The sequence below is a fragment of the Kitasatospora sp. NPDC091335 genome (assembly GCF_044757205.1).
Lineage (GTDB): Bacteria > Actinomycetota > Actinomycetes > Streptomycetales > Streptomycetaceae > Kitasatospora.
Genome location: NZ_JBIVUM010000027.1, coordinates 77,432 through 102,179, shown reverse-complemented (window position 1 = coordinate 102,179; position 24,748 = coordinate 77,432). Strand labels below are relative to the sequence as shown.

Sequence of the window (24,748 nt, the reverse complement as noted above, 5' to 3'; positions counted from 1 at the left end):
GATAAAACGCGCACGCCGAATATGCCCCAGGCCGTCACGCGGAAAAGCGAAACGACCGGCACGAACCGGAAGTGGTGATTCAAAGGATTGGCCGCCCCGGGACCGTCCGCGCAAACGCGTGTCCGGTGCTCCCAGCCAGGCAGCTCGAAGAACCCTACGCGCTTCTGCGGCCGGATGCAAACGTCGTGCAGAGACGGCCGGCCGGACCCCGGGGAGAGGGGTCCGGCCGGTGGAACCGTGGCAGCTCAGCTGTTGGTGGGGAAGCCCAGGTTGATGCCGCCGTGCGACGGGTCCAGCCAGCGCTGGGTCACGGCCTTGCCCCGGGTGAAGAACTGCACGCCGTCGGATCCGTACGCGTGGGCGTCGCCGAACAGCGAGGCCTTCCAGCCGCCGAAGGAGTAGTAGGCGACCGGGACCGGGATCGGCACGTTGATGCCGACCATGCCGACCTCGACCTCGAACTGGAAGCGCCGGGCCGCGCCGCCGTCGTTGGTGAAGAGGGCGGTGCCGTTGCCGTACGGGTTGGCGTTGATCAGCGCCAGGCCCTCCTCATAGGAGGCGACGCGCACGACCGAGAGGATCGGACCGAAGATCTCGTCGTTGTAGACGGACATGCCGGGCTTCACGTGGTCGAAGAGCGTCGGGCCGAGCCAGAAGCCGTCGGCCGTCGGGGAGCCGTTCTCGTCCTCGGCGGTGACCGGGTGCTTGCGGCCGTCCACCGCGAGCTCGGCGCCGTCGGCGACACCGGACTCGACGTAGGAGGTGACCTTGTCGCGGTGCTGGCCGGTGACCAGCGGGCCCATCTCGGAGTCGCCGTTGCAGCCCGGGCCGACCTTCAGGCCGGCGACCCGCTGCTTGATCTTCTCGACCAGCTCGTCACCGATCGGGTCGACCGCGACCAGCACGGACACCGCCATGCAGCGTTCGCCGGCCGCGCCGAAGCCGGCGTTGACGGCGGCGTCGGCGGCGAGGTCGAGGTCGGCGTCGGGCAGGACCAGCATGTGGTTCTTGGCGCCGCCCAGGGCCTGCACGCGCTTGCCGTAGCGGGTGCCGGTCTCGTAGACGTAGCGGGCGATCGGGGTGGAGCCGACGAAGCTGACCGACTTGATGTCCGGGTGCTCCAGCAGGCGGTCGACGGCCGCCTTGTCGCCGTGCACGACGTTGAACACGCCGTCCGGGAGGCCGGCCTCCTTCCACAGCTCGGCGAGGAAGTTGGCGGCGGACGGGTCCTTCTCCGAGGGCTTCACCACCACGGTGTTGCCGGCCGCGATGGCGATCGGGAAGAACCACATCGGCACCATGGCCGGGAAGTTGAACGGCGAGATGATCGCGACCGGGCCGAGCGGCTGGCGGATCGAGTAGACGTCGACGCCCGTGGAGGCCTGCTCGGTGAAGCCGCCCTTGACCAGCTGCGGGATGCCGCAGGCGTACTCCACGACCTCCAGGCCGCGGGCGATCTCGCCCAGCGCGTCGGAGTGCACCTTGCCGTGCTCCGCCACGATGATCGAGGCCAGCTCGTCGCGGCGGGCGTTCAGCAGCTCGCGGAAGGCGAAGAGCACCGTCGTCCGCTTGGCGATCGACGCGGTGCGCCACCCGGTGAAGGCCGAGGCGGCGGCGGCCACCGCCTGGTCGACCTCGGCGATCCCGGCGAAGTCGACCTGGCCGGCGACCTGGCCGGTGGCCGGGTCGAAGATGTCGCCGCGACGGGGGGCCGCACCGGCGGTGGCGACCGGCTTGCCGCCGATCCAGTGAATGATGTGCTTGCTCAAGGTCCGTCTGCCTCCGAAGTCCCGGGCGGCGTGCTGCCACCGGTCCGGCCTGGCGCCGCCCGCGGGTGGGCCGGGCGACGGAAATTCACGGGGCTACCGCGCTCGTCTCCCAGTCTGGTGGCCGCTTCGGCCAGGCTCAACGAACAGGCTGACGGGGATCGTGGATTCAGCCTTACAGGTCGTCCGGTGGCTCACTCGGACGGCCGCACCCAGCGGTGGGGCGACCCCAGTCCGCCGGGCCGCCCCGGGAGGAGAGCGCTCTCAGGCCTCCTCCCCGGCCTCCGGCTCCTCCAGGTACGGATCGTGCAGCCCGTCCGCCGCCTCCTGGGTCTCCAGCAGGTCCAGCCTCAGGTCCTGCGCCCAGGCCAGCGCCCACCGCTTCCGCTCGTCCACCTCTCCGGCCGGAACGCCCCGGGCGCGGAACCGCCCGTCCGCCGCCTCGGCGAGCGTCTCCAGCCGCTCGGCGAGCGCGGCAGGCTGGAACTCCGGATCCAACTCCCCGGCCAGTGCGAGCAGTTCGCCCTCCCGGTAGCACCGGGTGAGGGCGTGCACGTCGATCAGGTCGCGCGGCATGCCCCGGTCCACGAGCAGCACGGTGGTCAGCGCGCCCGCGTCCTCCAGGGCGACGACCGGCAGCACCACCGGCGGCTCGTCCGGTCCGGGCGCGCCGAGGTCGAGGCGGACCGGACGGTGGCCCAGCGGCTCCTTGCGCAGCTCGACCGAGTGCGACCGGCCGCCCAGTGCCAGCCGGACGGTGAGCTGCTCCAGCCGCGGGGTGCCCGGCCGCTCGACGGCCCCGCCGCCCGCCGCCCGGTACGCCTCACCCAGCGCGGCGGCCACCTCCGGCAGATCGGCGGCGCCGGTCACCAGGGTGAGCCCGTCCTGCGGGCAGGCCGCGACGCCGTGGGCGCGCAGCGCGTGCCCACCGGCCAGGGCGAGGCCGTACCGGTCACAGACCGGTGCGGCGAGCGCGGCCAGGCGCAGCTGGGCCGGTCCCGGGCGAAGGGACGCGTCGACGGCGTGCGGGGCGGTGGTCACGCCTCCAGTCTGACGCGACCGCCCGGCCCGCGCGCCGTCGTCGCCCGCCCTCACCGAACGCCACCGTCGCCCGCCGGCTCCCGCCCGCCCGGGCTCACCCGGCCTCACCGGGCTTCACCGGACCTCACCAGCCGCTGAGCCTCGCGGCCGCCTCGTGCAGGGCGAGTTCCAGCAGCATCGGGTCGGTGAGCCGCCCGGACCCGTCGGGCGGGACCAGCCAGCGCACGCCCCGGCTGCTGCGCTCGGGGTGCGGGACGACGATCCAGGTGCCCTCCCCCGAACTGCGCACTCCGGTGCCGATCCAGCGGGAGGCGGTGCCGACGGGCACCAGGAAGTTGACGTGCTCGCCCCCGAAGTCGGTGAGGACCGGCCCGCGGGTGCGCGGGTCCAGGACCTCCAGGGCCGGGCGCCCGAGCCGTCCGGGGACGGAGAGGACGTCCCAGCGCCGGCCGGCCGGCAGCAGCATCAGGCCCAGCCCGGTGCGCTCCCACTGCTCCCGGAAGGACTCCGGGTCCGGTGCCACCTGGGCGAGCCAGTGCAGTCCGGTGGTCTCCATAGTCGTGTCCCCGCTTCTTGCCGTTCGTCCTGTTCGGAGACGGCGGGAAGACCGAGACCCGCCGTCACCAAGGAGAGGCGGACGGCGGGTCCCGATTACACGACTACGGAGCACCCGACCGGGGGACTTTCACGCGTCAGCTGTCGAAGCCCAGCCCCAGCCGGTCGAGGGTGCGCAGCCAGAGGTTGCGGTGGCCGCCGGTGCGGTCCGCCCGTTCCAGGGACCGGGTGGTGAGTTCGATCCCGGCCCAGCGCACCGGCTCGGGCGGGAACGGCAGCGGCTTGCTGCGCACCATGTCCAGCGAGGTGCGCTCGGTGCGCTCCCCGGCGAGCAGGTCGAGCATCACCTCGGCGCCGAAGCGGGTCGCGCCGACGCCGAGCCCGGTGTAGCCGACCGCGTACGCGACCTTGCCCCGGTAGCCGGTGTCGAAGAAGGCGGAGAACCGGCTGCAGGTGTCGATCGCGCCGCCCCAGGCGTGGCTGAAGCGCAGGCCCTCCAGCTGCGGGAAGCAACGGAAGAAGTGGTTGGCCAGGGTGCGGAAGGTCTCCGGCCGCTGGTCGTACTCGTGCCGGACGTGGCCGCCGAAGTGGTAGACCGCGTCGTAGCCGCCCCAGAGGATCCGGTTGTCGGCGGAGAGCCGGAAGTAGTGGAACTTGTTGGCGCTGTCGCCGAGGCCCTGCCGTCCGCGCCAGCCGATCGAGGCGAGCTGCTCGTCGCTGAGCGGCTCGGTCATCAGCGCGTAGTCGTACACCGGGACGATGTACGGGCGGACCCGCTTGAGCAGGGACGGGAACACGTTGGTGCCGAGCGCGACCTTGCGGGCGAGGACCCGGCCGTACGGGGTGCGGACGGCCATGCCGCTGCCGTGCTCCCGCAGGTCGGTGGCCCTGGTGTGCTCGAAGATCCGCACGCCCTGGCCCAGGCAGGCGTCCTTGAGGCCCCAGGCGAGCTTGGCGGGGTGGACCATCGCCACGCCCTCCTTGTCCCAGAGGCCGCCGAGGAAGGTCGGCGAGTCCACCTCGGCGCGCAGCTGGTCGGCGTCCAGGACGGTGATGTCGAAGCCGTACCGGGCGACCGCCTCGGCGATCTCGTGGAGTTCCTCGACCTGGTGGGGCTGGGTGGCGACGTCGATCTCGCCGGTGCGCTCCCACTCGGCGTCGATGCCGTAGCGCTTGAGGGTGGCCTCGATGCCGTCGAGGTTGGCTGCACCGAGCCGCTCCAGCTGGGCCAGCTCGGACGGCCAGCGGTCCAGGCCGTTGCCGAAGCCGTGGGTGAGGCTGGCCGCACAGAACCCGCCGTTGCGCCCGGACGCGGCCCACCCGACCTCGTTGCCCTCGACCAGCACGACGTCCAGCGAGGGGTCGCGCTCCTTGGCGATGAGGGCGGTCCACAGGCCGGAGTAGCCGCCGCCGACGACCAGCAGGTCGCAGGTGGTGTCGCCGACCAGGGCGGGCAGCGCCGCCGGCCGGCCGGGATCCTCCAGCCAGAAGGGGGTGGGCCTGGCGTCACTGAGCGCGCGGGCGGAGTCCATGCATTATCAGCCACTTTCTAGGAATAGATGACGGTTTCGCGTGTCACCGCTGCCGACCGTACGTCAGGCGGCGGCCTTCCGGCGGTTGCCCAGCCACTGGCCCCCGACGGTCAGCAGGACGGCGGCGAGGAACATCGCCGTGCCGATGACGTTCACCTGCACCGGGATGCCGCGCTGCGAGGCGCCCCAGACGAACATCGGGAAGGTGACCGTGGTCGGGCCCGAGTTGAACTGGGTGATGATGAAGTCGTCGAAGGAGAGCGCGAAGCTGAGCAGCGCGCCCGCCGCTATCCCGGGCGCCGCCAGCGGCAGGGTGACCCTCAGGAAGGTCTGGGTGGGGGTCGCGTAGAGGTCCTGGGCGGCCTGTTCGAGCCTCGGGTCCATGCTCATCACGCGCGCCTTGACCGCCGTCACCACGAAGCTGAGGCAGAACATGATGTGCGCGATGAGGATGGTGGTGAAGCCGAACGGGATGCGCATGTTGAGGAAGAGCGTCCCGAGCGAGGCGGCCATGACCACCTCGGGCATGGCCATCGGCAGGAAGATCATCGCGGTGGTGGCCGAGCGGCCGCGGAAGCGGTGGCGGGCCAGCGCGAAGGCGACCATGGTGCCGAGCACGGTGGCGCCGATGGTGGCGAGCACCGCGATCCGCAGGCTGAGCGAGAGCGACTGGCACATGTCGGCCACGCCGCAGGGGTTCGTCCAGGCGTCGGTGGAGAACTCGTTCCACTCGTAGTTGAACTTGCCCACCGGCTTGTTGAACGAGAAGGCGAGCACGACCAGGTTGGGCAGCACCAGGTAGGCGAGGGCCAGCAGGCCGGCCAGCACCACCAGGTGGGCGCGGATCCACTTGAACATCCGGGACATCAGACCAGATCCTCCGTCCCGGCCTTGCGCATGTAGACCGTCACCATGCCCAGGATGAGGGCCATCAGGATGAAGCTCAGCGCGGCCGCCGTGGGGTAGTCGAGCACGTTCAGGAACTGCTTCTGGATGCCGTTGCCGACCATCTGCTCGCTCGGCGAGCCCAGCAGCTGGGCGTTGATGTAGTCGCCGGAGGCGGGGATGAAGGTCAGCAGGGTGCCCGCGACCACGCCCGGCAGCGAGATCGGGAAGGTGACCTTGCGGAAGGTGGTGAACGGCCGGGCGTAGAGGTCGCCGGCCGCCTCGTGCAGGCGCGGGTCGATCCGCTCCAGCGAGGTGTACAGCGGCAGGATCATGAACGGCAGGAAGTTGTACGTCAGACCGCAGACCACCGCGAGCGGCGTGGCCAGCACCCGGTCGCCCGAGGTGAGGCCGAGCAGGTTGGTGACGTCCAGGACGTGCAGCGCGTCCAGCGCGCCGACCACCGGGCCGCCGTCGGACAGGATGGTCTTCCAGGCCAGCGTGCGGATCAGGAAGCTGGTGAAGAACGGCGCGATGACCAGGATCAGGATGACGTTGCGCCAGCGCTTGCTCGCCTTGAAGGCGATCGTGTACGCGAGCGGGTAGCCGACGGCCAGGCAGAGCACGGTGGCGACGGCCGCGTACGAGAACGAGCGCAGGAAGTGCCACCTGTACTCGACCAGGGCGTCCCAGTAGGTCGAGAAGTGCCAGGTGACCTTGAAGCCCTCTTCGAGCGAGCCGGTCTGCAGCGACGTCGACCCCTGGTAAAGCATCGGGACGGCGAAGAAGACGACCAGCCAGGCGATGCCGGGCAGCAGCAGCCAGTACGGGGTGAGCTTGCGCCTCGGCTTCGGCGACGCGGGTTCCGCCAGGGGGCCGCCGTCGGGGGGTATCGGCTGCGGCGGCGCGGCCGCGGTGGTGGCGGTCATGCGGCCTCCTCCGCGGTGCCCGCGTCGATCGCCTGCGCGGCGTCCAGGGCGAAGGAGTGCGCGGGGTTCCAGTGCAGCAGGACAGGGGCGCCGGGGACGACCCGGGCGTCGCGCTCCATGTTCTGCTCGAAGACGGTGACCTCCTGGCCGCCGTCGGTGCGCACCACGTACTGGGTGGAGACGCCGATGAAGCTGGAGTCGAGCACCGTGCCGGCCAGCCGGTTGCGGCCGTCGGCGACCTGCTCGGAGGCGTGGCTGATGGTGATCTTCTCCGGGCGCACGCCCAGGTGGACGCGCTTGGCGTCGGTGGCGCAGCGCGCCTTCGGCACCGCGAGCCGGGCGCCGGCCGCGCTGAGCAGCAGGTCGCCGCCCTCGGTGCCGGTGACCTCGGCGGGCAGCAGGTTGGACTGGCCGAGGAAGTTGGCCACGAAGGTGGTGGCGGGGTTCTCGTACAGCTCGGCGGGCGCGCCCAGCTGCTCGACCCGGCCGCCGTTCATCACCGCGATGGTGTCGGCCATGGTCATGGCCTCCTCCTGGTCGTGGGTGACGTGCACGAAGGTGATGCCGACCTCGGTCTGGATCCGCTTGAGCTCCAGCTGCATCTGGCGGCGGAGCTTGAGGTCGAGCGCACCGAGCGGCTCGTCCAGGAGCAGCACCTGCGGGTGGTTGATCAGTGCGCGGGCGACCGCGACGCGCTGCTGCTGGCCGCCGGAGAGCTGGTGCGGCTTGCGCCGGGCGTACTGGCCGAGTTCGACCAGCTCCAGCATGTCGTCGACCTGCTTCCTGACGTCCTTCCTGCCGCGCCGGCGCAGGCCGAAGGCGACGTTCTCGAAGATGTCCAGGTGCGGGAAGAGCGCGTAGCTCTGGAAGACGGTGTTCACCGGCCGCTTGTACGGGGGCAGGGCGGTGACGTCCTGGCCGCCGATCAGGACGGTGCCGCTGGTGGGCTCCTCCAGGCCGGCGATCACGCGCAGGGTGGTGGTCTTGCCGCAGCCGGAGGCGCCGAGCAGGGCGAAGAACGATCCCTGCGGGACGGTCAGGTCGAGCGGGTGGACGGCGGTGAAGGAGCCGTAGGTCTTGCCGATGCCGGTGAGCCGGACGTCGCCGCCGACGGCCGTGTCACGCTGCTGGTCTGTCATGGCGTGGTGTCTTCCTGGGTTTCTCTGCCGGGAGTGGGGGTCAGGCGCCGATGAGCTTGGAGAACTTCTGCTCGAAGTCGCTCTCCTCGCTCTCGGAGAGCGTGCGGAACACGTGCGCCTTGACCGCCATCTCGGGGGTGGGTACGACCAGCGGGTTGGCCGCGGTGTCCGGAGCGATGCCGACGAGCTCGTCCTTCATCCCGGTGACGGCGGAGACGAAGCCGATGCCCGCGACCAGCTGCGCCGCGATCTTCGGCTGGTAGTAGAAGTCGATCAGCTTCTCCGCGTTCGTCTTGTGCCGCGCCTTGGCCGGGACCAGCATGTTGTCGGTCGAGGCGATGTAGCCCTTCTCCGGGATCACGAACTCGATGTCCGGGTTGTCGGCGCGCAGCTGGATCAGGTCGCCGCCCCAGGCGACGCAGGCCGCGATGTCGCCCGCGGAGAGCTCCTGGCCGTAGTCGTTGCCGGTGAAGCGGCGGATCTGCTTGCTGTCGACGGCCTTCTGGAGGCGGGCGACCGCGCCGTCGTAGTCGTCGGCGGTGAACCTGGTGACGTCCTTGCCCTGGTCCAGCAGGACCATCCCGACGGAGTCGCGCATCTCGGAGAGGAAGGTGACCCGGCCCTTGAGGTCGGGGTCGTCCAGCAGCTGGGAGACGCTGGTGACCTCCTTGCCCCTGGTCGCCTTCCGGTTGTACGCGACGACGGTCTGGATGCCGGCCCACGGGTAGGTGTAGAGCCGGCCCGGGTCCCAGTCGGGGGCGCGGAAGCGCGACTCGATGGTGGTGATCGCGGTGGTGACGTTCGCCGGGCTGAGCTTCTGCGCCCAGCCGAGCCGGATCAGCCGGGCGGCCATCCAGTCGGTGAGCACCACCAGGTCGCGGCCGGTGTCCTGGCCGGAGGCGAGCTGCGGCTTGATCTTGCCGAAGAACTCGACGTTGTCGTTGACGTCCTCGGTGTACCTGACCTTGATCCCGGTGGCCTCGGTGAAGGCCTCCAGGGTGCCGTGCTTCTCCTTGTCCTTCTCGTCCGCGTCCACGTACAGCGGCCAGTTGGAGAAGGCGACCTCCTTCTGCGTCTCCGAACGGTCCTCGGCGGCGTTCGCGGTCGAGTCGCCGCTCACCCGGGGGGCCGCCGGGATGCCGCAGGCGGCCAGGGTGCCCGCTCCCGCGGCCAGCCCGGCGGCGCGCAGCAGGGTGCGGCGGCCGAGCGCGGCCCGACCGCTGGTCAGACTGCGTTCCCAGGCCCTTCGGACCGGTTCGGGCAGACCGTCGGTGAGCTCGTTGAACGCCATGGAACGGGCCTCCTGGAGGAGAGGGGGTGTGGGGGCACCCGCTGGGGCCGGGGGTTATCTGTCTCCGAAGACGGTGCGGTGCCAGTCCTTGCGGGCCACCGCCGTGGTGTCGAACATGACGTGCTTGACCTGGGTGTACTCGTCCAGCGAGTACTGGGACATGTCCTTGCCGTAGCCGGACGCCTTGTAGCCGCCGTGCGGCATCTCGCTGATGATCGGGATGTGGTCGTTGACCCAGACGCAGCCGGCCGCGATCTCCCTGGTCGCGCGCAGCGAGCGGTGCACGTTGCTCGTCCAGGCGGAGGCGGCCAGGCCGTACGGGGTGTCGTTGGCCAGCCGCAGGCCCTCGTCGTCGCCGTCGAAGGGCAGCACGGCGAGCACCGGGCCGAAGATCTCGCCCTGCACGACCTCGCTGTCCTGGGCCGCGCCGGTGATCAGGGTGGGCGGGAAGTACGCGCCCCGGGTGAGGTCGGTGCCGTCGTGGCCCGTCTCCGGGACCCGGCCGCCGGTGACCACGGTGGCGTACGAGCGGGCGCGCTCCACGAAGCCGGCCACCCGGTCCCGGTGGGCGTAGGAGACCAGCGGGCCGAGGTCGGTGTGCGGGTTCAGCGGGTCGCCGGTCCGGATCGCCGCGTACAGCTCGGCCACCCCGGCCACGAAGGCGTCGTAGAGCGGGCGCTGGACGTAGGCGCGGGTGGCGGCGGTGCAGTCCTGTCCGCCGTTGATCAGCGAGGCGGCGACCGCGCCGTGCACCGCGGCGTCCAGGTCCGCGTCGTCGAAGACCACGAACGGGGCCTTGCCGCCGAGTTCCAGGTGGGTGCGCTTGACGCTCGCGGTGGCGATCTCGGCGACCCGCCTGCCGACGCCGGTGGAGCCGGTGAAGGAGACCATCGCGACGTCCGGGTGCCCGACCAGGTGCTCGCCCGCGGTGCGCCCGGCGCCGGTGACCACGTTGACCACGCCGTCCGGGATGCCCGCGGCGGTGCAGGCCCGGGCGAACATCAGCGAGGTGAGCGGGGTCAGTTCGGCCGGCTTGAGCACGATGGTGTTGCCCGCGGCGATCGCCGGGAGGATCTTCCAGGCGGCCATCTGCAGCGGGTAGTTCCACGGCGAGATCGAGCCGACCACGCCCACCGCCTCGCGCCGCACGTACGAGGTGTGGTCGCCGGAGTACTCGCCGGCCGCCTTGCCCTCCAGGTTGCGGGCCGCGCCGGCGAAGAAGGCGGCGTTGTCGACGGTGCCCGGCACGTCGAACTCGGTGGCCAGCCTGACCGGCTTGCCGGTCTGTGCCGTCTCCACCCGGGCCAGGTCGTCGGCGGCGTCGGCCAGGACGGCGGCCAGCCTGGTCAGCGCCTCGGAGCGCGCGCCGGGGGTGGCCGAGGACCAGCCGGGCAGGGCGGCCTTCGCGGCGGCGACGGCGGTGTCCACGTCCTCGGTGGTGGCCAGCGCGACCTGCTCGACCACACTGCCGTCGGCGGGGTTGACGACCTGGAAGGGTTCGCCGCTCCCCCGGGTCTGGCGGCCCGCGATGTACTGCGCGCCCGGGCCGAAGTCGGTCAGGTCCATCTGATTCCTCCAAGTGCCGTGGTTCGACCGCTGCGGGGTCACGCGTCCGCGGTGGGGGTCTGCGGTCCCGCTGACCTTGCCTGCTGCGGGGCCGGGGTGACAAGGGTCACTCCGACAGTCTCGACACGAAGGGCCTTACAGGGTGCAAGGGTGCGCGCAGGGCAACAGGTCGTCGGGGGGATGGATGATTTACCTGACACCCTGATCCCCCGGAGCCTCCCGTTCCGGTTTCCCACCGCCCCCGGAGGCCCGCGATGCTCCCCACCGTCGCCCGAGTCCTCGACCTGGACGTGATGCGGCGCGGCCTGCCCCAGGTGGTGGCCGGCGCCGACCACCTGGAGCGGCCGGTCCGCTGGGTCCACGTCAGCGAGCTGCCGGACGTCGCCGGGATGCTCCGCGGCGGCGAGCTGGTGCTGACCACCGGCATCGCGCTGCCCGAGGACCGCGAGGGCCTCGCCCGCTACGTCCGCGAGCTGGACGACGTCGGGGTGGCCGGCCTGGTCGTCGAGTTCGGGCGGCGCTACTTCGACTCGCTCCCCCGCGCCCTGGTCAACGCCGCCGAGCAGCGCGGACTGCCGCTGATCACGCTCCGCCGCGAGCTGCGCTTCGTCGCCGTCACCGAGGCCGTGCACGCCCTGGTGGTCAACGCCCAGCTGGAACAGCTGCGGGCCTCCGAATCCGTCCACCAGGTCTTCAACGAGCTGGTCGTGGAGGGCGCCGAACCGCCCGAGGTGATCCGCCAGGTGGCCCGGATGGCCGGCGGCCCCGTCATCCTGGAGAACCTGGCCCACCAGGTGCTCGCCCACGACACCGCCGGACGCCCGGAGGCCGAGGTGCTGGAGGACTGGGAGCGCCGCTCGCGCGGGGTCCGGCCGGCCGGCCGCACCGGCCACGACCCGCGCAGCGGCTGGCTGGTCACCACCGTCGGTGCCCGCGGCCAGGACTGGGGCCGGCTGGTGCTGGTGCAGGAGCCGGGACCACTGCCCGAGGGTGAGGCCCACCCGCACACCATGCTGCTGGAGCGCGGCGCCTCCGCGCTGGCGCTCAACCGGCTGGTGGTCCGCGACCGGGAGAGCCTGGAGCGGCAGACCCACCGCACCCTGCTCTCCGGCATCCTCACCCACGCGCTGACCGTCTCCGAGGCGGCGCTGCGCGCCCAGGCCCTCGGCGTCCCGCTGGAGGGCCGCCGGCTGGTCGGCGTGGTGCTGCGCCAGCGGCGCGGGCCGATCCCGGCCGCGCTGGAGGCGCAGGCCAGGCTGCGGGACTTCACCGAGCTGGCCGCCGGCGCGGCCCGGGCCTGCCGGCTGTCCGCCCTGGTCGGCGCGCTGGACGACGAGGCCGTCGGCCTGCTGGTCACGCTCGGCACCCAGCAGGACGAGCACGCCGCGCTGGACGCCCTCTCGGCCGCGCTGCGCCGGATGTCGGCCGAGTCCGGACGGGAGGGCGCCGACCCGGCCGGCCCGGTGGTCGCGGTCGGCTCCTCGGTCGGCTCGGTGCGCGACGCCCGGCGGACCCTGCTGGAGGCCACCCAGGTCGCCGACGCCGCCCTGCACGACGCGCCCGGCGGCCGCAGCTCCTCCTACTACCGGCTGCCGGACGTCCGGCTGCGCGGCCTGCTCCACCTGCTGCGCGACGACGCCCGGCTGCAGACCTACGTGGAACGGGAGTTGGGCCCGCTGCTGGCCCACGACGCCGAGCACAACGGCCAGTTGGTGCAGATGCTGCGGATCTACCTGGAGCAGGGCCGGAACAAGTCGGCCGCGGCGGACGCCGCGCACCTGTCCCGGCCGTCCTTCTACGACCGGCTGCACAAGGTCGAGCGGATCCTCGGGGTCGACCTCGACCAGGTGGAGTCCTGCCTCTCCCTGCACGTGGCGCTGCTCGCCCTGGACGCCGTACGGCGCTGAGGCCCGCGCCTCGCACCCCAGCAGCTTTCACACCCCGGTGATGCGCCCCCAGACCTTGTGCAGCTCGGGCCGCTCCGCCGAGGTGACGTCGCGCATGGTGCGCAGCCGGGCGCGCATCTCCTCGGTCGGGAAGACCAGCGGGTTCTCGGCGAGTTCGGCCTTCTCCTTGTCGCCGCTGGCCGCCAGCACCTCGCGGGCGGCCGGCACCGGGCAGATGTACTGGACGAACGCGGCGAGTTCGGCGGCCACCTCGGGCTGGTAGTAGTGGTCGATCAGCAGCTCGGCGTTGCGCTTGTGGGCGGCCCGGTTGGGGATCATCAGGCTCTCCGCCCACAGCTCGCCGCCCTCCTCCGGCACCACGAACTCGATGTCCGGGTTCTCGGCGGTGAGCTGGACGGCGTCGCCGGAGTAGGCCTGGCAGGCGATCGCCGCGCCGGAGGCGAGGTCGCTGGTGTAGTCGTTGCCGGTGAAGCGCCGGACGTGGCCGCTGTCGACGACCTTCTGCACCAGGTCCATCGCCTTGTGGGCGTCGTCGTCGCTGAACTCCGCGATGTCCGCGCCCTGGGAGAGCATCAGCAGCCCGAGCGCCTCGTCGAGCCCGGCGAACAGCGTGACCCGGCCCTTGAGGTCGGGGGCCCACAGGTCCTCGGTGGACCTGATCTCCCGGCCGAGCGCCTTGCGGTTGTAGGCGATGCCGGTGATCCCGGACTGCCACGGCACGCTGCGCCGGCGACCGGGGTCGAAGGACGGGTCGGTGAGCTGCGGGTCCAGGTTGGCCGTCACGTTGGGCAGGTTGGCCCGGTCCATCGCCTGCACCCAGCCCAGCGAGACGTACCGCCCGGCCATCCAGTCGCTGATCACCATCAGGTCCCGGCCGGGGGCGGCACCCTGGGTGAGCACCGGGCTGATCTTGCCGAAGAACTCGTCGTTGTCGTTGATGTCCTCGGTGTAGGTGACCGCGATCCCGGTCTTCTCCCTGAAGGCGTCCAGGGTCGGGCGCCCGCCCTCGTCGTCGGTGTCGATGTACTGCGTCCAGTTGGAGAAGGCGAGCCGCCTGTCGCTCTCCGAGCGGTCCGGCGCCGAGCGGCGGTCCTCGGCCACGTACGCGGACGGGATGCCGCAGCCGGTGAGCGTGCCCGCGCCGAGCAGCGCGGCCCCGCCGAGCACGGAACGCCGGCGCACTGCCGGGGAGTCGGACGGACGGCGGGTCAGGGTGGAGCTGCTGGGCATGGCGGGGGCCTTCCGGAGCGTGGGACGGCCCCGGACACACACACGCGCGGGTGTCCGGGGCCGTCCTGGGAGGTACGTCGTCCTGGTCGGTACGTCAGACGGTGTGGGCGTCGGTGAGCGTCAGCACCTCGTCCAGCACCGCGAGGCCGGCCTTGGCCTCCTCCTCGGTGACGGTGCACGGCGGGACGACGTGGAAGCGGTTCATGTTGACGAACGGCCAGAGCCCGCGCTGCTTGCAGGCGGCGGCCAGCTCGCCCATCGGCGCGTTGTCGGCACCGGCCGCGTTGTACGGGACCATCGGCTCGCGGGTCTCCCGGTCCCTCACCAGGTCGAGCGCCCAGAACACCCCGAGGCCGCGGACCTCGCCGATCGACGGGTGCCGCTCGGCCAGCTCGCGCAGGCCGGGGCCGAGCACGGTCTCGCCGATGTGCTTGGCGTTCTCGACGATGCCCTCCTCCGCCATGGTGGTGATGGTCGCCACCGCGGAGGCGCAGGCCAGCGGGTGGCCGGAGTAGGTGAGCCCGCCGGGGAAGGCCCGCTCGGCGAAGGTGGCCGCGATCTCGCCGCTGATCGCCACGCCGCCCAGCGGCACGTAGCCCGAGTTGACGCCCTTGGCGAAGGTGAGCAGGTCCGGGGTGACGCCCCAGTTGTCGGCGGCGAACCACTCTCCGGTGCGGCCGAAGCCCGCCATCACCTCGTCCAGGATGAACACGATCCCGTGGCGGTCGCAGATCTCCCGCACCCCGGCCAGGTAGCCGGCCGGCGGGACCAGGACGCCCGCGGTGCCCACCACGGTCTCCAGGATGATCGCCGCGACGGTGGCAGGCCCCTCGAACGCGATCACCTGCTCCAGGTGCTCCAGCGCGCGCTCGCACTCCTGCGCCTCGTTCTCGGCGTGGAAGTTGGAGCGGTAGGGGTACGGCCCCCAGAAGTGCACCACCCCGGAGACGCCGGTCTCGTTGGGCCAGCGCCGCGGGTCGCCGGTGAGGGCGATCGCGTTCGCGGTGGCGCCGTGGTACGAGCGGTAGGTGGACAGCACCTTCTGCCGGCCGGTGTGCAGCCGGGCCATCCGGATGGCGTTCTCGTTGGCCTCGGCGCCGCCGTTGGTGAAGAAGATCTTGTCCAGGTCGCCGGGGGTGCGCTCGGCGATCAGCCGGGCGGCCTCGCTGCGCGACTCGACCGCGAAGCCGGGCGCGATGGTGCAGAGCTTCGCCGCCTGCTCCTGGATCGCGGCGACCACCCTCGGGTGCTGGTGCCCGATGTTGGTGTTGACCAGCTGCGAGGAGAAGTCGAGGTAGCGGTTGCCGTCGTAGTCCCAGAAGTACGAGCCCTCGGCGCCGGCCACCGCGAGGGGGTCGATCAGCGCCTGGGCGGACCACGAGTGGAAGACGTGCGCACGGTCGGCGGCCTTGACCGCCTGGCCGGCGGCGGGGTCAGCGGTGGGGATGCTCATGCCGGTAAGGCTAGGACGGCCCGTCCCCGAAGGGCAGTTCCATCGTGTCAGCCGGTCGCGCCAACCGTCGACAGGGTGCAAAGGGACAGGGCCCGGGTCGACAAGACCCGGGCCCACTGTCGCATCAGCCGACCATCAGATCGCGGTCATCCTGCGCTCAATGGCCATGACCCGCTAGATCGCGGTCATCCTGCGCTCAATGGCCATGACTCGCTAGATCGCGGTCATCCTGCGCTCAATGGCCATGACTCGCTAGATCGCGGTCATGACGTGCTTCACCCGGGTGTAGTCCTCGAAGCCGTACGCCGACAGGTCCTTGCCGTAGCCGGACTTCTTGAAGCCGCCGTGCGGCATCTCGGCGACCAGCGGGATGTGGGTGTTGATCCAGACGCAGCCGAAGTCCAGGCGGCGCGACATCCGCATGGCGCGGGCGTGGTCCTTGGTCCACACCGAGGAGGCCAGCGCGAACTCGACGCCGTTGGCGTACTCGACGGCCTGGTCCTCGTCGGTGAACTTCTGCACGGTGATGACCGGGCCGAAGACCTCGTTCTGGATGATCTCGTCGTCCTGGTTCAGGCCGGAGACGACGGTCGGGGCGTAGAAGTAGCCCTTGTCGCCGACCCGGTGGCCACCGGCCTCGACCTTGGCGTGGGCGGGCAGCCGCTCGATGAAGCCGGAGACCTGCTTCAGCTGGTTGGCGTTGTTCAGCGGGCCGTACAGCACGTCCTCGTCGTCCACGCCGCCGGTCTTGGTCTCGGCCGCGGCCTTGGCCAGCGCCTCGACGAAGGCGTCGTGGATCGACTCGTGCACCAGCACGCGGGTGGCGGCAGTGCAGTCCTGGCCGGCGTTGAAGTAGCCCGCCACCGAGATGCCCTCGACGGCCTCGGCGATGTCGGCGTCCTCGAAGACCACGACCGGGGCCTTGCCGCCCAGCTCCAGGTGGACGCGCTTGACGTCCTTGGAGGCCGACTCGGCGACCGAGATGCCGGCGCGCACCGAGCCGGTGATGGAGGCCATCGCCGGAGTCTTGTGCTCGACCATCAGCTTGCCGGTCTCGCGGTCGCCGCAGATGACGTTGAAGACGCCGGCCGGCAGCTCCAGGTCCTTGAGGACGCCGCCGATGATCTCGGCCAGCAGCACGGTGGAGGCCGGGGTGGTGTCCGACGGCTTCAGCACGACGGCGTTGCCCGCGGCGATGGCCGGGGCGAACTTCCAGACGGCCATCATCATCGGGTAGTTCCACGGCGCGACCTGGGCACAGACGCCGACCGGCTCGCGGCGGATGATCGAGGTCATCCCGTCCATGTACTCGCCGGCGGCCTTGCCCTCCAGCAGGCGGGCGGCACCGGCGAAGAAGCGGATCTGGTCCACCATCGGACCGATCTCCTCGGAGAGGGTCATCGCGCGGGGCTTGCCGGTGTTGCGCACCTCGGTGTCGACGATCTCGTCGGCCCGGGCCTCGACCGCGTCGGCGATCTTCAGCAGCAGCTTCTGCCGGGTGCTCGGGGTGGAGTCGCGCCAGATCGGGAACGCAGCCGCGGCGGAGGCCATGGCCGCGTCGACATCGGCGGCGCCGGACAGCGGCGACGTCGCGTACGCCTCGCCGGTGGTCGGGTCGACGATGTCGAGCGTGCGGCCGTCGGCCGCGTCGACGAACTCACCGTTGATGTAGTTGCGCAGCGTGCGAAGGTCGCTCACGGGTCTCTCCTCGGTCTGGGCCTGCGGCGTTGCAGATTCCGGCGCCATGGTACGTCGGCGGATACGGCATACGAAGGGTGCCGCCGAGTGGCCGCGTCCGGAGCGACGCGGTCCACTGGTGGCGGTATGTGCGCCGCCCCTCGGGGTCGCGCGCGTACCGTGTCAGGGTAGCCGCACGACTGCTGGTATCGACAGACCGAGTGCGCTTGGGCGATGAAATCCGCATGTGTTTTCCAAGATCACAACGAAATCAGCAGCTTCCTCGCTTGCGAACACGAGAGCGATCAGGCACAGTGGCCGCGTGGCCAACCGCGACCGGAACGCCAGCGTTCCCCTCGACGCCGCCTCCAAGGCGATCATCGAGCAGCTCCAGGAGGACGGGCGCCGCCCGTACGCCGCCATCGGCAAGGCCGTCGGCCTGTCCGAGGCGGCCGTGCGGCAGCGCGTCCAGAAGCTGCTCGACCAGGGCGTGATGCAGATCGTCGCCGTCACGGACCCGCTCACCGTCGGCTTCACCCGCCAGGCGATGGTCGGCATCCGGGTCGAGGGTGACATCGAGCCCGTCGCCGACGCGCTGGCCGCCCTCGACGAGGTCGACTACGTCGTCTGCACCGCAGGCTCGTTCGACCTCCTGGCCGAACTGGTCTGCGAGGACGACGAGCACCTGCTCGAACTGATCAACAAGCGCATCCGCGCCCTTCCCGGCGTGCGGAGCACCGAGAGCTTCGTTTACCTGAAGCTCCGGAAACAGACCTACACCTGGGGCACCCGATGACAGCCGACCCGGCGCAGAAGGACCTTTCCAAGACCGCCTACGACCACCTGTGGATGCACTTCACCCGCATGTCGTCGTACGAGAACTCCCCCGTGCCGACGATCGTCAAGGGCGAGGGCACCTACGTCTGGGACGACAAGGGGCGCAAGTACCTCGACGGCCTCGCCGGCCTGTTCGTCGTGCAGGCCGGCCACGGCCGCGAGGAGCTCGCCGAGGCCGCCGCCAAGCAGGCCAAGGAGCTCGCCTTCTTCCCGGTGTGGAGCTACGCCCACCCGAAGGCCGTCGAGCTGGCCGAGCGTCTGGCCAACTACGCCCCGGGCGACCTGAACAAGGTCTTCTTCTCCACCGGCGGCGGCGAGGCCGTCGAGACCGCCTGGAAGCTCGCCAAGCAGTACTTCAAGCTGACCGGCAAGCCGACCAAGTACAAGGTCATCTCGCGCGCCGTCGCCTACCACGGCACCCCGCAGGGCGCGCTGTCGATCACCGGCCTGCCGGGCCTGAAGGCCCCGTTCGAGCCGCTGGTGCCGGGCACCCACAAGGCCCCGAACACCAACATCTACCGCGCCCCGGCCTTCCTCGAGGGCCCGGACGGCACGGTCGACCCCGAGGCCTACGGCCGCTGGTGCGCCGACGAGATCGAGGTGGCCATCCTCAACGAGGGCGCCGAGACCGTCGCCGCCGTCTTCGTCGAGCCGGTACAGAACGCCGGTGGCTGCTTCCCGCCGCCGCCCGGGTACTTCCAGCGCCTGCGCGAGATCTGCGACCGCCACGACGTGCTGCTGGTCTCGGACGAGGTCATCTGCGCCTTCGGCCGCCTCGGCACCATGTTCGGCGCCGACAAGTTCGGCTACCAGCCCGACATGATCACCTGCGCCAAGGGCATGACCTCGGGTTACTCCCCGATCGGCGCCACGATCATCTCGGACCGCCTGGCCGAGCCGTTCTACAAGGGTGACAACACCTTCCTGCACGGCTACACCTTCGGTGGCCACCCGGTCTCCTCCGCGGTGGCGCTGGCCAACCTCGACATCTTCGAGCGCGAGGGCCTGAACCAGAAGGTCCTCGACAACGAGTCCGCCTTCCTGGGCACCCTGAACAAGCTGCGTGACCTGCCGATCGTCGGCGACGTCCGCGGCAACGGGTACTTCTACGGCATCGAGCTCGTGAAGGACAAGGTCACCAAGGAGTCGTTCAACGACGACGAGGTCGAGCGCGTGCTCTACGGCTTCCTGTCGAAGGCGCTCTTCGACAACGGCCTGTACTGCCGCGCCGACGACCGTGGCGACCCGGTCATCCAGCTGGCCCCGCCGCTGATCTCCGACCAGTCGACCTTCGACGAGATCGAGCAGATCCTGCGGACCAGCCTGACCGACGCGTGGGCGAAGATCTGACCCCCTGATCCTTCTTCCCCACCCTCCGCCGAAGGGCGGTCCCGCTCCCCGCGGGGCCGCCCTTCGGCGTCTCCGGGCCCGCTTTTCCCGGCCGCAACATCACAGTCGTACGACCAAACATGCCTGAATGCGGGTGATTTGCCCGTGATGGACCAGTGCGCCGCATCCGCCACCAGGCCCCGTCGTTCTAATCTGACGACTGTCATATCCCTGCGGCCACCCAGGATGGATCCTCATGTCAGCGGCACCGCCTGACAACGACGTGCTGTGGGCCCGAGGGATCGTCAAGTCCCATGACGGCACCCCCGCCGTGCGCGGCATCTCGATCGGCGTCCGCGAGGGCGAGGTGCTCGCCGTCACCGGCCCGCGCGGCTGCGGCAAGAGCACCCTGCTCGGCTGTCTCTCCGCACAGCTCCCGGTCGACGAGGGCGAGGTCTGGTTCAACAGCGCCCCCGTGCACACCCTCTCCCGGGCCGGCCGCGAACGGCTGCGCCGCGACCGCTTCGGCTTCGTCGGCTCCGAGCCGCACCTGGTGCCCGAACTGACCGCCCGGGAGAACGTCGCCCTGCCGCTGCTGCTCGCCGGGGCCGGCAACAAGGCCGCCTACACCGCCGCCGCCGAGTGGCTGGAGCGCCTCGACGTCGGCGACTGCGCCCGGCAGCGCCCCGAGCGGCTGCTCCAGAGCCAGCGCCAGCGGGTCGCCGTCGCCCGCGCCCTGGCCCCGCTGCCGCCGGTCGTCTTCGCCGACGACCCCACCGCCCCGCTGCACCGCGAGGCCTCCGACCAGGTCATGCGGATACTGACCAGCGCGGCCCGATCCCACCAGCTCACCCTCGTCCTGGCCACCCACGACCCCGAGCTCGTCCGGTTCGCGGACCGCGCCGTCGCCCTCGTCGACGGACGGCTCACCGCCCCCGCCGCCCCCGTCCCCCGCGGCCCCGCCGTCCGCGGGACCGCAGCGGCCGCCGTCACGGCCAACCACCGCTGACCACGCCGAGCCGCGAAAGAGTCGACGTGTTCTATCTCCGTCTGGCCCGGGGCTACCGGGTGCCCGACCTCGGCCGCTGGCTGCTCACCACCCTGGCCGCCGCCGTGGTCGCCGCCTTCCTGCTGCGCTCCCTCGGCCGGGCGATGAGCGACCCGACCGGCGGCGCCGACCCGCTGGCCCGGCTGCTCTGGTGCCTGCCCCCGCTCGCCGCCGTCGCCTGGTTCGCGGCCGTCACCGCCCGCGCGGTGCCCGCCCGGCGGCCCGAACGGATCGCCGGCCTCACCGCCGCCGGGGCCGGCTCCCGCCGGATCCGGACGCTGATCGCCGGCGAGGTCACGCTCGCCTCCACCCTCGGCAGCCTGCTCGCCCTGCTGCTCTTCCTGGTGCTGCGCAACGACATCGCCGGGCCCGCCCTCGCCCCCGACCTCGGCATGGGCGTCCCGCTGCCCGCGGCCGCGCCGATCGCCCTGCTCACGCTCGTCCCGCTCACCGCCGGCACCGCCGCCGCCTGCGCGGTGCCCTCCCCCGAGGGCCTGCCCGGTGGCCGCGTCCACGCCCCGACCGGCTTCGGCGTCTGGCGGATCGCCCTGGCCACGGGCCTGGGAGTGATCGGCGCCGCGCTCGAACTCATCGCGCTGCGGCCCGGCGCCGCCGCCGACGGCCGGCCGATCCACCTGCCCGCCGGACTCGGCACCACCAGCACCGCCGCCCTCGGCGGCTGGGCCGCCAGTGCGCTCGGCCTCGCCCTGCTCACCGGACCGCTGCTGGCCTGGACCGGGCGGCTGCTCGCCGTCGGCCGGCCCACCCCGCTGCGGCTGCTCGCCGGGCGCGGACTCACCGCCCAGGCCCGGCGGCTCGGTGCTCCGCTGGCCGTGCTCACCCTCGCCGTCGCGCTGGTGCTCACCACCGTCCGGTACTGGATCGGGGCGCCGGACAGCGCCGACGCGCTGCCCGCCGTCGAGGCCGGGCTGGTGCTCGGCTGCGCGGCCGCCGCGGTGATCGCCCGGCTCGCCGAGGTCCGCACCGACCGCCGCGAGGTCACCGACGCGCTGCTGCGCCTCGGCACCTCACCCCGGATGCTGTTCGGCGCGGTCGCGCTGCGCACCCTCGCGGTGGGCAGCACGCTGCTGCTGACCGGCGGGGCGACCGCCGCGCTGGCGGCCGCCGGACTGCGCTGACCCGGACTTCCCCCGGCAGGCCTCCTGCCCAGGGCTCCCGCGGTGGGGCTCAGCCCGCCGCGGCGAGCTGGCCGCAGGCGCCGTCGATCTCCTGGCCGCGGGTGTCACGGACGGTCGTCGGCACACCGTGCGACTGGAGCCGGCGGACGAACTCGCGCTCGTCCTCGGGCCGGGAGGCCGTCCACTTCGAACCGGGCGTCGGGTTCAGCGGGATCAGGTTGACGTGCACCCGGCGGTTCTTGATCAGCCGGCCGAGCAGGTCGGCCCGCCAGGCCTGGTCGTTGATGTCCTTGATCAGGGCGTACTCGATGGAGATCCGGCGGCCGGACTTCTCCGCGTAGTTCCAGGCCGCGTCCAGCACCTCGGCGACCTTCCAGCGGGTGTTCACCGGCACCAGCTCGTCGCGCAGCTCGTCGTCCGGGGCGTGCAGCGACAGCGCGAGGCGGCAGCTGAGGCCCTCGTCGGCGAACCGGTGCATCGCCGGGACGAGGCCGACGGTGGAGACCGTGATGCCGCGCTGGGACAGGCCGAAGCCGTCCGGCGCCGGGTCGGTCAGCCGGCGGATCGAGGCCAGCACCCGGTTGTAGTTGGCCAGCGGCTCGCCCATGCCCATGAAGACCACGTTCGACAGCCGCGCCTCGCCACCCGGACTGCCGCCGTCTCCAGGAACCGACCCCCCGCGCGCCCCGAACTCCCCCGCCTTGAGCGAGCGCATCCCGGCGGCGATCTGCTCCACGATCTCGCCGGTGGAGAGGTTGCGGGTCAGCCCGGCCTGGCCGGTGGCGCAGAACGGACAGTTCATGCCGCAGCCGGCCTGGGAGCTGATGCACATGGTGACCCGGTCCGGGTAGCGCATCAGCACCGACTCCACGAGCGTGCCGTCGAAGAGCTTCCAGAGCGTCTTGCGGGTGGCGTCGTCGTCGCAGGAGACGTGCCGGACCACCGACATCAGCTCGGGCAGCAGGCTCCCGGTGAGCTTCTCCCGGCTGGCGGCGGGGATGTCCGTCCAGCTCTCCGGGTCGTTCGACATCCGGCCGAAGTAGTGGTTGGAGAGCTGCTTGGCGCGGAACGGCTGCTCGCCCAGCTCGGCGACGGCCTCCTTGCGCTCGGCGGGGCTCAGGTCGGCGAGGTGTCGCGGGGGCTTTGCGCCGCGCGGCGCGACAAAGGTGAGTTCTCCGGGCTTAGGCATGGTTCCTCAAGTGTCGCAGACGCGCGGGGGCCCCGGACGCCAGGCGTCCGGGGCCCGTCGTACCCGCGGGTCAGCTGCCGACGAAGGCCGCCAGCAGCAGCCAGACCACCGGGGCGGTCGGCAGGAGCGAGTCCAGCCGGTCCATGATGCCGCCGTGGCCGGGCAGCAGCGTGCCCATGTCCTTGATCCCGAGGTCGCGCTTGATCATCGACTCGCCCAGGTCGCCCAGGGTCGCGGTGACCGCCGCGCAGCCGCCCAGGATCAGGCCCTGCCACCAGCTGCCGCCGTCGATCATCAGCTGCATCAGCAGCGCGCCCGCCAGCATCGACAGGCCGATGCCGCCGGCCAGGCCCTCCCGGGTCTTGCCGGGGCTGATCGTCGGGGCCAGCTTGGTCTTGCCGAACTTGTAGCCCACCGCGTAGGCGCCGGTGTCGCTGCAGATCGTGACGATCAGGAAGAGCACGATCCGCTGGGGACCGTCGTCGGCCGCCAGCATCATCGCCACGAAGGTGGCCAGGAACGGCACGTAGAAGGCCGTGAACACACCTGCCGTTATGTCCCGCAGGTAGTCCTCCGGCGGCTCCGCCATCCGCCAGACCATCACCGCGAGCCCGGTCAGCGCGAGCGAGGCGGCGGCCCACTGGATGCCGGACCAGTAGCCGGTGGCCACCATGGCGATGCCGCCCACGACCAGCGGGACCAGCGGCGCCTTGATCTGCTTGCGCTCGGAGAGCCGACTGGTCAGCTCCCAGACGCCGACCGCGACCGCGGCCATCACGACGACCAGGAACATCGCCTTCACCACGAACAGCGAGGCGACGATCACCGCGCCGAGGCCGACGCCCACGCCTATGGCGGCCTGGAGGTTACGGCCGCCGCGCTGCTTGCGCGGCTGCGGCTGCGGCTGCGGGGCGGGCTGGGCGGCCACTGGTGTCTCCTGCCCTGGGTGGGACGTCGGCACGAAGCGGGGCTGCCCGGCCGCCGGGTGGTTCGCCGGCGGCGCGGGATGCACCGGTGCCCCCGGGTGCGGCTGGGTGCCGTGACCGGGGGCGGGGGTCGTGTCGTCGGATATCGCGCGCAGCACGACCGTCTCCGTCACGCCCGGCGGCGCCGGGTCGGGCTGCTCGTCCCGGAACAGCGGGCCGCTCAGCCGGCCGGCCTCGCGGGCCTGCCCCTCCTCGGGGTCGGCCGGGCCGCCGTGGGCGGATCGGCCGTCGGCCGCGGGCCAACCGTGGGATCCGGGCCGGCCGTGGGACGCGGGCCCGCCGTGGGATCCGGGCCGACCGTCAGCCGCGGGCCGGCCGTGGGCGGCCGACCGACCGGGGTCGGGCGCGCCGGGCGGCGGGCCGGGGTCGGCCGGTACGGGAGGCATGACCTGAGTCTCCTCCGCGTCGCCGCCCCAGTACACCGGAGGCTGCTGCGACTGATCCGAACGGAGGCCCGGTGCCCCCGGAACGGGGCCCGGCGCGCCCGGGGGCACGACGTGGCCGCCCGGGTGGCCGGGGTGTCCCTGGACCGGTGCCGGCTGCTCTCCGTACCCCGGCGCCTGGTGGGCCGGAGTACGGACCGCCTGCGGGTGCGGCGCCGGACGGTAGGGCTGGAACTGCTGGTCGGACGTGCCCCAGTAGCCGGGGGCGTCAGGGGCGTCGTTCATCAGACCTCGAGCAGCTCGGCTTCCTTGTGCTTCAACAGCTCGTCGATCTGGGCCACGTACTTGGCCGTGGTGTCGTCGAGCTCCTTCTCGGAACGGCGGCCGTCGTCCTCGCCGATCTCGCCGTCCTTCACCAGCTTGTCGATGGCGTCCTTGGCCTTGCGGCGCACGGCGCGGATCGAGACCTTGGCGTCCTCGCCCTTGGTACGGGCGACCTTGATGAACTCCCGGCGGCGCTCCTCGGTCAGCTCCGGCAGCACCACGCGGATGATCGAGCCGTCGTTGGACGGGTTGACGCCCAGGTCGGAGTCGCGGATCGCCTGCTCGATGGCCTTCAGCGCGGTCTTGTCGAACGGCGAGACGACCGCCATCCGCGGCTCCGGCACCGAGAAGGAGGCCAGCTGGTTGATCGGGGTCTTGGCGCCGTAGTACTCGGCGACGATCTTGGCGAACATCGCCGGGTGCGCGCGGCCGGTGCGGATGGCCGCGAAGTCGTCCTTGGCGTGGAGGACGGCCTTCTCCATCTTCTCCTCGGCCTCGAGGAGGGTCTCTTCGATCACTGTGGTCTCCCTGTCCGGTTCATC

20 protein-coding genes are annotated in these 24,748 nt (G+C 71.8%); 5 read left to right on the top strand and 15 right to left on the bottom strand.

Translation table 11 applies throughout. From position 1 onward, the window contains the following. Positions 1 to 245: 245 nt before the first annotated feature. The 9 genes from ACIQOW_RS36885 to ACIQOW_RS36845 form a co-directional block, all read right to left on the bottom strand. On the bottom strand, positions 246 to 1,769 hold the full coding sequence (locus ACIQOW_RS36885) for a CoA-acylating methylmalonate-semialdehyde dehydrogenase (protein ID WP_401092204.1): 1,524 nt from the start codon (positions 1,767 to 1,769) through the stop codon (positions 246 to 248). Between the two features lie 261 nt (positions 1,770 to 2,030). After that, positions 2,031 to 2,807 (bottom strand): nucleotidyl transferase AbiEii/AbiGii toxin family protein, encoded by a 777-nt coding sequence (locus tag ACIQOW_RS36880; protein WP_401092203.1) that lies wholly within the window; start codon positions 2,805 to 2,807, stop codon positions 2,031 to 2,033. Positions 2,808 to 2,931: 124 nt separating this feature from the next. Continuing rightward, positions 2,932 to 3,363 (bottom strand): hypothetical protein, encoded by a 432-nt coding sequence (locus ACIQOW_RS36875; RefSeq protein WP_401092202.1) that lies wholly within the window; start codon positions 3,361 to 3,363, stop codon positions 2,932 to 2,934. A gap of 136 nt (positions 3,364 to 3,499) precedes the next feature. Next, the gene (locus ACIQOW_RS36870) at positions 3,500 to 4,894 is read right to left on the bottom strand and encodes an NAD(P)/FAD-dependent oxidoreductase (protein ID WP_401092201.1); all 1,395 of its coding nucleotides are present in this window, start codon (positions 4,892 to 4,894) and stop codon (positions 3,500 to 3,502) included. A 63-nt stretch (positions 4,895 to 4,957) separates the two neighbouring features. Next, complete coding sequence (locus tag ACIQOW_RS36865) at positions 4,958 to 5,761, bottom strand: ABC transporter permease (protein ID WP_401092200.1); 804 nt, start codon at positions 5,759 to 5,761, stop codon at positions 4,958 to 4,960. Continuing rightward, complete coding sequence (locus tag ACIQOW_RS36860; RefSeq protein WP_401092199.1) at positions 5,761 to 6,708, bottom strand: ABC transporter permease; 948 nt, start codon at positions 6,706 to 6,708, stop codon at positions 5,761 to 5,763. Before ACIQOW_RS36860 ends, ACIQOW_RS36865 begins: the two co-directional genes overlap by 1 nt. Continuing rightward, complete coding sequence (locus ACIQOW_RS36855; RefSeq protein WP_401092198.1) at positions 6,705 to 7,847, bottom strand: ABC transporter ATP-binding protein; 1,143 nt, start codon at positions 7,845 to 7,847, stop codon at positions 6,705 to 6,707. The genes ACIQOW_RS36860 and ACIQOW_RS36855 overlap by 4 nt, the downstream gene beginning before the upstream one ends. A gap of 40 nt (positions 7,848 to 7,887) precedes the next feature. After that, positions 7,888 to 9,138: a spermidine/putrescine ABC transporter substrate-binding protein gene (locus ACIQOW_RS36850; RefSeq protein WP_401092197.1), complete on the bottom strand. Its 1,251-nt coding sequence runs from the start codon at positions 9,136 to 9,138 to the stop codon at positions 7,888 to 7,890. A 54-nt stretch (positions 9,139 to 9,192) separates the two neighbouring features. Then, the gene (locus ACIQOW_RS36845; RefSeq protein WP_401092196.1) at positions 9,193 to 10,704 is read right to left on the bottom strand and encodes a gamma-aminobutyraldehyde dehydrogenase; all 1,512 of its coding nucleotides are present in this window, start codon (positions 10,702 to 10,704) and stop codon (positions 9,193 to 9,195) included. 254 nt (positions 10,705 to 10,958) lie between these two features. Between ACIQOW_RS36845 and ACIQOW_RS36840 the strand changes: the two genes are divergently transcribed. After that, positions 10,959 to 12,611, top strand: a complete 1,653-nt coding sequence (locus ACIQOW_RS36840; RefSeq protein ID WP_188297090.1) for a PucR family transcriptional regulator — start codon at positions 10,959 to 10,961, stop codon at positions 12,609 to 12,611. Positions 12,612 to 12,638: 27 nt separating this feature from the next. On the opposite strand, the gene ACIQOW_RS36835 is transcribed toward ACIQOW_RS36840, so the two are convergent. The 3 genes from ACIQOW_RS36835 to ACIQOW_RS36825 form a co-directional block, all read right to left on the bottom strand. After that, positions 12,639 to 13,841 (bottom strand): spermidine/putrescine ABC transporter substrate-binding protein, encoded by a 1,203-nt coding sequence (locus tag ACIQOW_RS36835; protein ID WP_401092195.1) that lies wholly within the window; start codon positions 13,839 to 13,841, stop codon positions 12,639 to 12,641. Positions 13,842 to 13,935: 94 nt separating this feature from the next. Continuing rightward, the gene (locus tag ACIQOW_RS36830; RefSeq protein ID WP_401092194.1) at positions 13,936 to 15,294 is read right to left on the bottom strand and encodes an aspartate aminotransferase family protein; all 1,359 of its coding nucleotides are present in this window, start codon (positions 15,292 to 15,294) and stop codon (positions 13,936 to 13,938) included. A 252-nt stretch (positions 15,295 to 15,546) separates the two neighbouring features. Continuing rightward, the gene (locus ACIQOW_RS36825; RefSeq protein ID WP_401092193.1) at positions 15,547 to 17,040 is read right to left on the bottom strand and encodes a gamma-aminobutyraldehyde dehydrogenase; all 1,494 of its coding nucleotides are present in this window, start codon (positions 17,038 to 17,040) and stop codon (positions 15,547 to 15,549) included. Between the two features lie 253 nt (positions 17,041 to 17,293). Between ACIQOW_RS36825 and ACIQOW_RS36820 the strand changes: the two genes are divergently transcribed. From ACIQOW_RS36820 to ACIQOW_RS36805, 4 genes are all read left to right on the top strand, one after another. After that, a complete protein-coding gene (locus tag ACIQOW_RS36820; protein ID WP_030243538.1) occupies positions 17,294 to 17,767 on the top strand; it encodes an Lrp/AsnC family transcriptional regulator in 474 nt (157 codons plus the stop codon). Continuing rightward, positions 17,764 to 19,158: an aspartate aminotransferase family protein gene (locus ACIQOW_RS36815; protein ID WP_188297086.1), complete on the top strand. Its 1,395-nt coding sequence runs from the start codon at positions 17,764 to 17,766 to the stop codon at positions 19,156 to 19,158. The genes ACIQOW_RS36820 and ACIQOW_RS36815 overlap by 4 nt, the downstream gene beginning before the upstream one ends. Before the next feature lie 235 nt (positions 19,159 to 19,393). Continuing rightward, a complete protein-coding gene (locus tag ACIQOW_RS36810; protein WP_401092192.1) occupies positions 19,394 to 20,146 on the top strand; it encodes an ABC transporter ATP-binding protein in 753 nt (250 codons plus the stop codon). A gap of 26 nt (positions 20,147 to 20,172) precedes the next feature. Beyond that, a complete protein-coding gene (locus ACIQOW_RS36805) occupies positions 20,173 to 21,324 on the top strand; it encodes a hypothetical protein (protein ID WP_401092191.1) in 1,152 nt (383 codons plus the stop codon). A gap of 49 nt (positions 21,325 to 21,373) precedes the next feature. On the opposite strand, the gene rlmN is transcribed toward ACIQOW_RS36805, so the two are convergent. The 3 genes from rlmN to frr form a co-directional block, all read right to left on the bottom strand. Then, the gene (rlmN, locus tag ACIQOW_RS36800) at positions 21,374 to 22,513 is read right to left on the bottom strand and encodes a 23S rRNA (adenine(2503)-C(2))-methyltransferase RlmN (protein ID WP_401092190.1); all 1,140 of its coding nucleotides are present in this window, start codon (positions 22,511 to 22,513) and stop codon (positions 21,374 to 21,376) included. A 70-nt stretch (positions 22,514 to 22,583) separates the two neighbouring features. Next, positions 22,584 to 23,885 carry a phosphatidate cytidylyltransferase gene (locus ACIQOW_RS36795; protein ID WP_401092189.1) on the bottom strand — a complete coding sequence of 434 codons (1,302 nt, stop codon included), beginning with the start codon at positions 23,883 to 23,885 and terminating at the stop codon, positions 22,584 to 22,586. A gap of 281 nt (positions 23,886 to 24,166) precedes the next feature. Next, entirely contained in the window at positions 24,167 to 24,724 is a 558-nt protein-coding gene (frr, locus tag ACIQOW_RS36790; RefSeq protein WP_188301746.1) for a ribosome recycling factor, read from the bottom strand. Positions 24,725 to 24,748 lie beyond the last annotated feature (24 nt).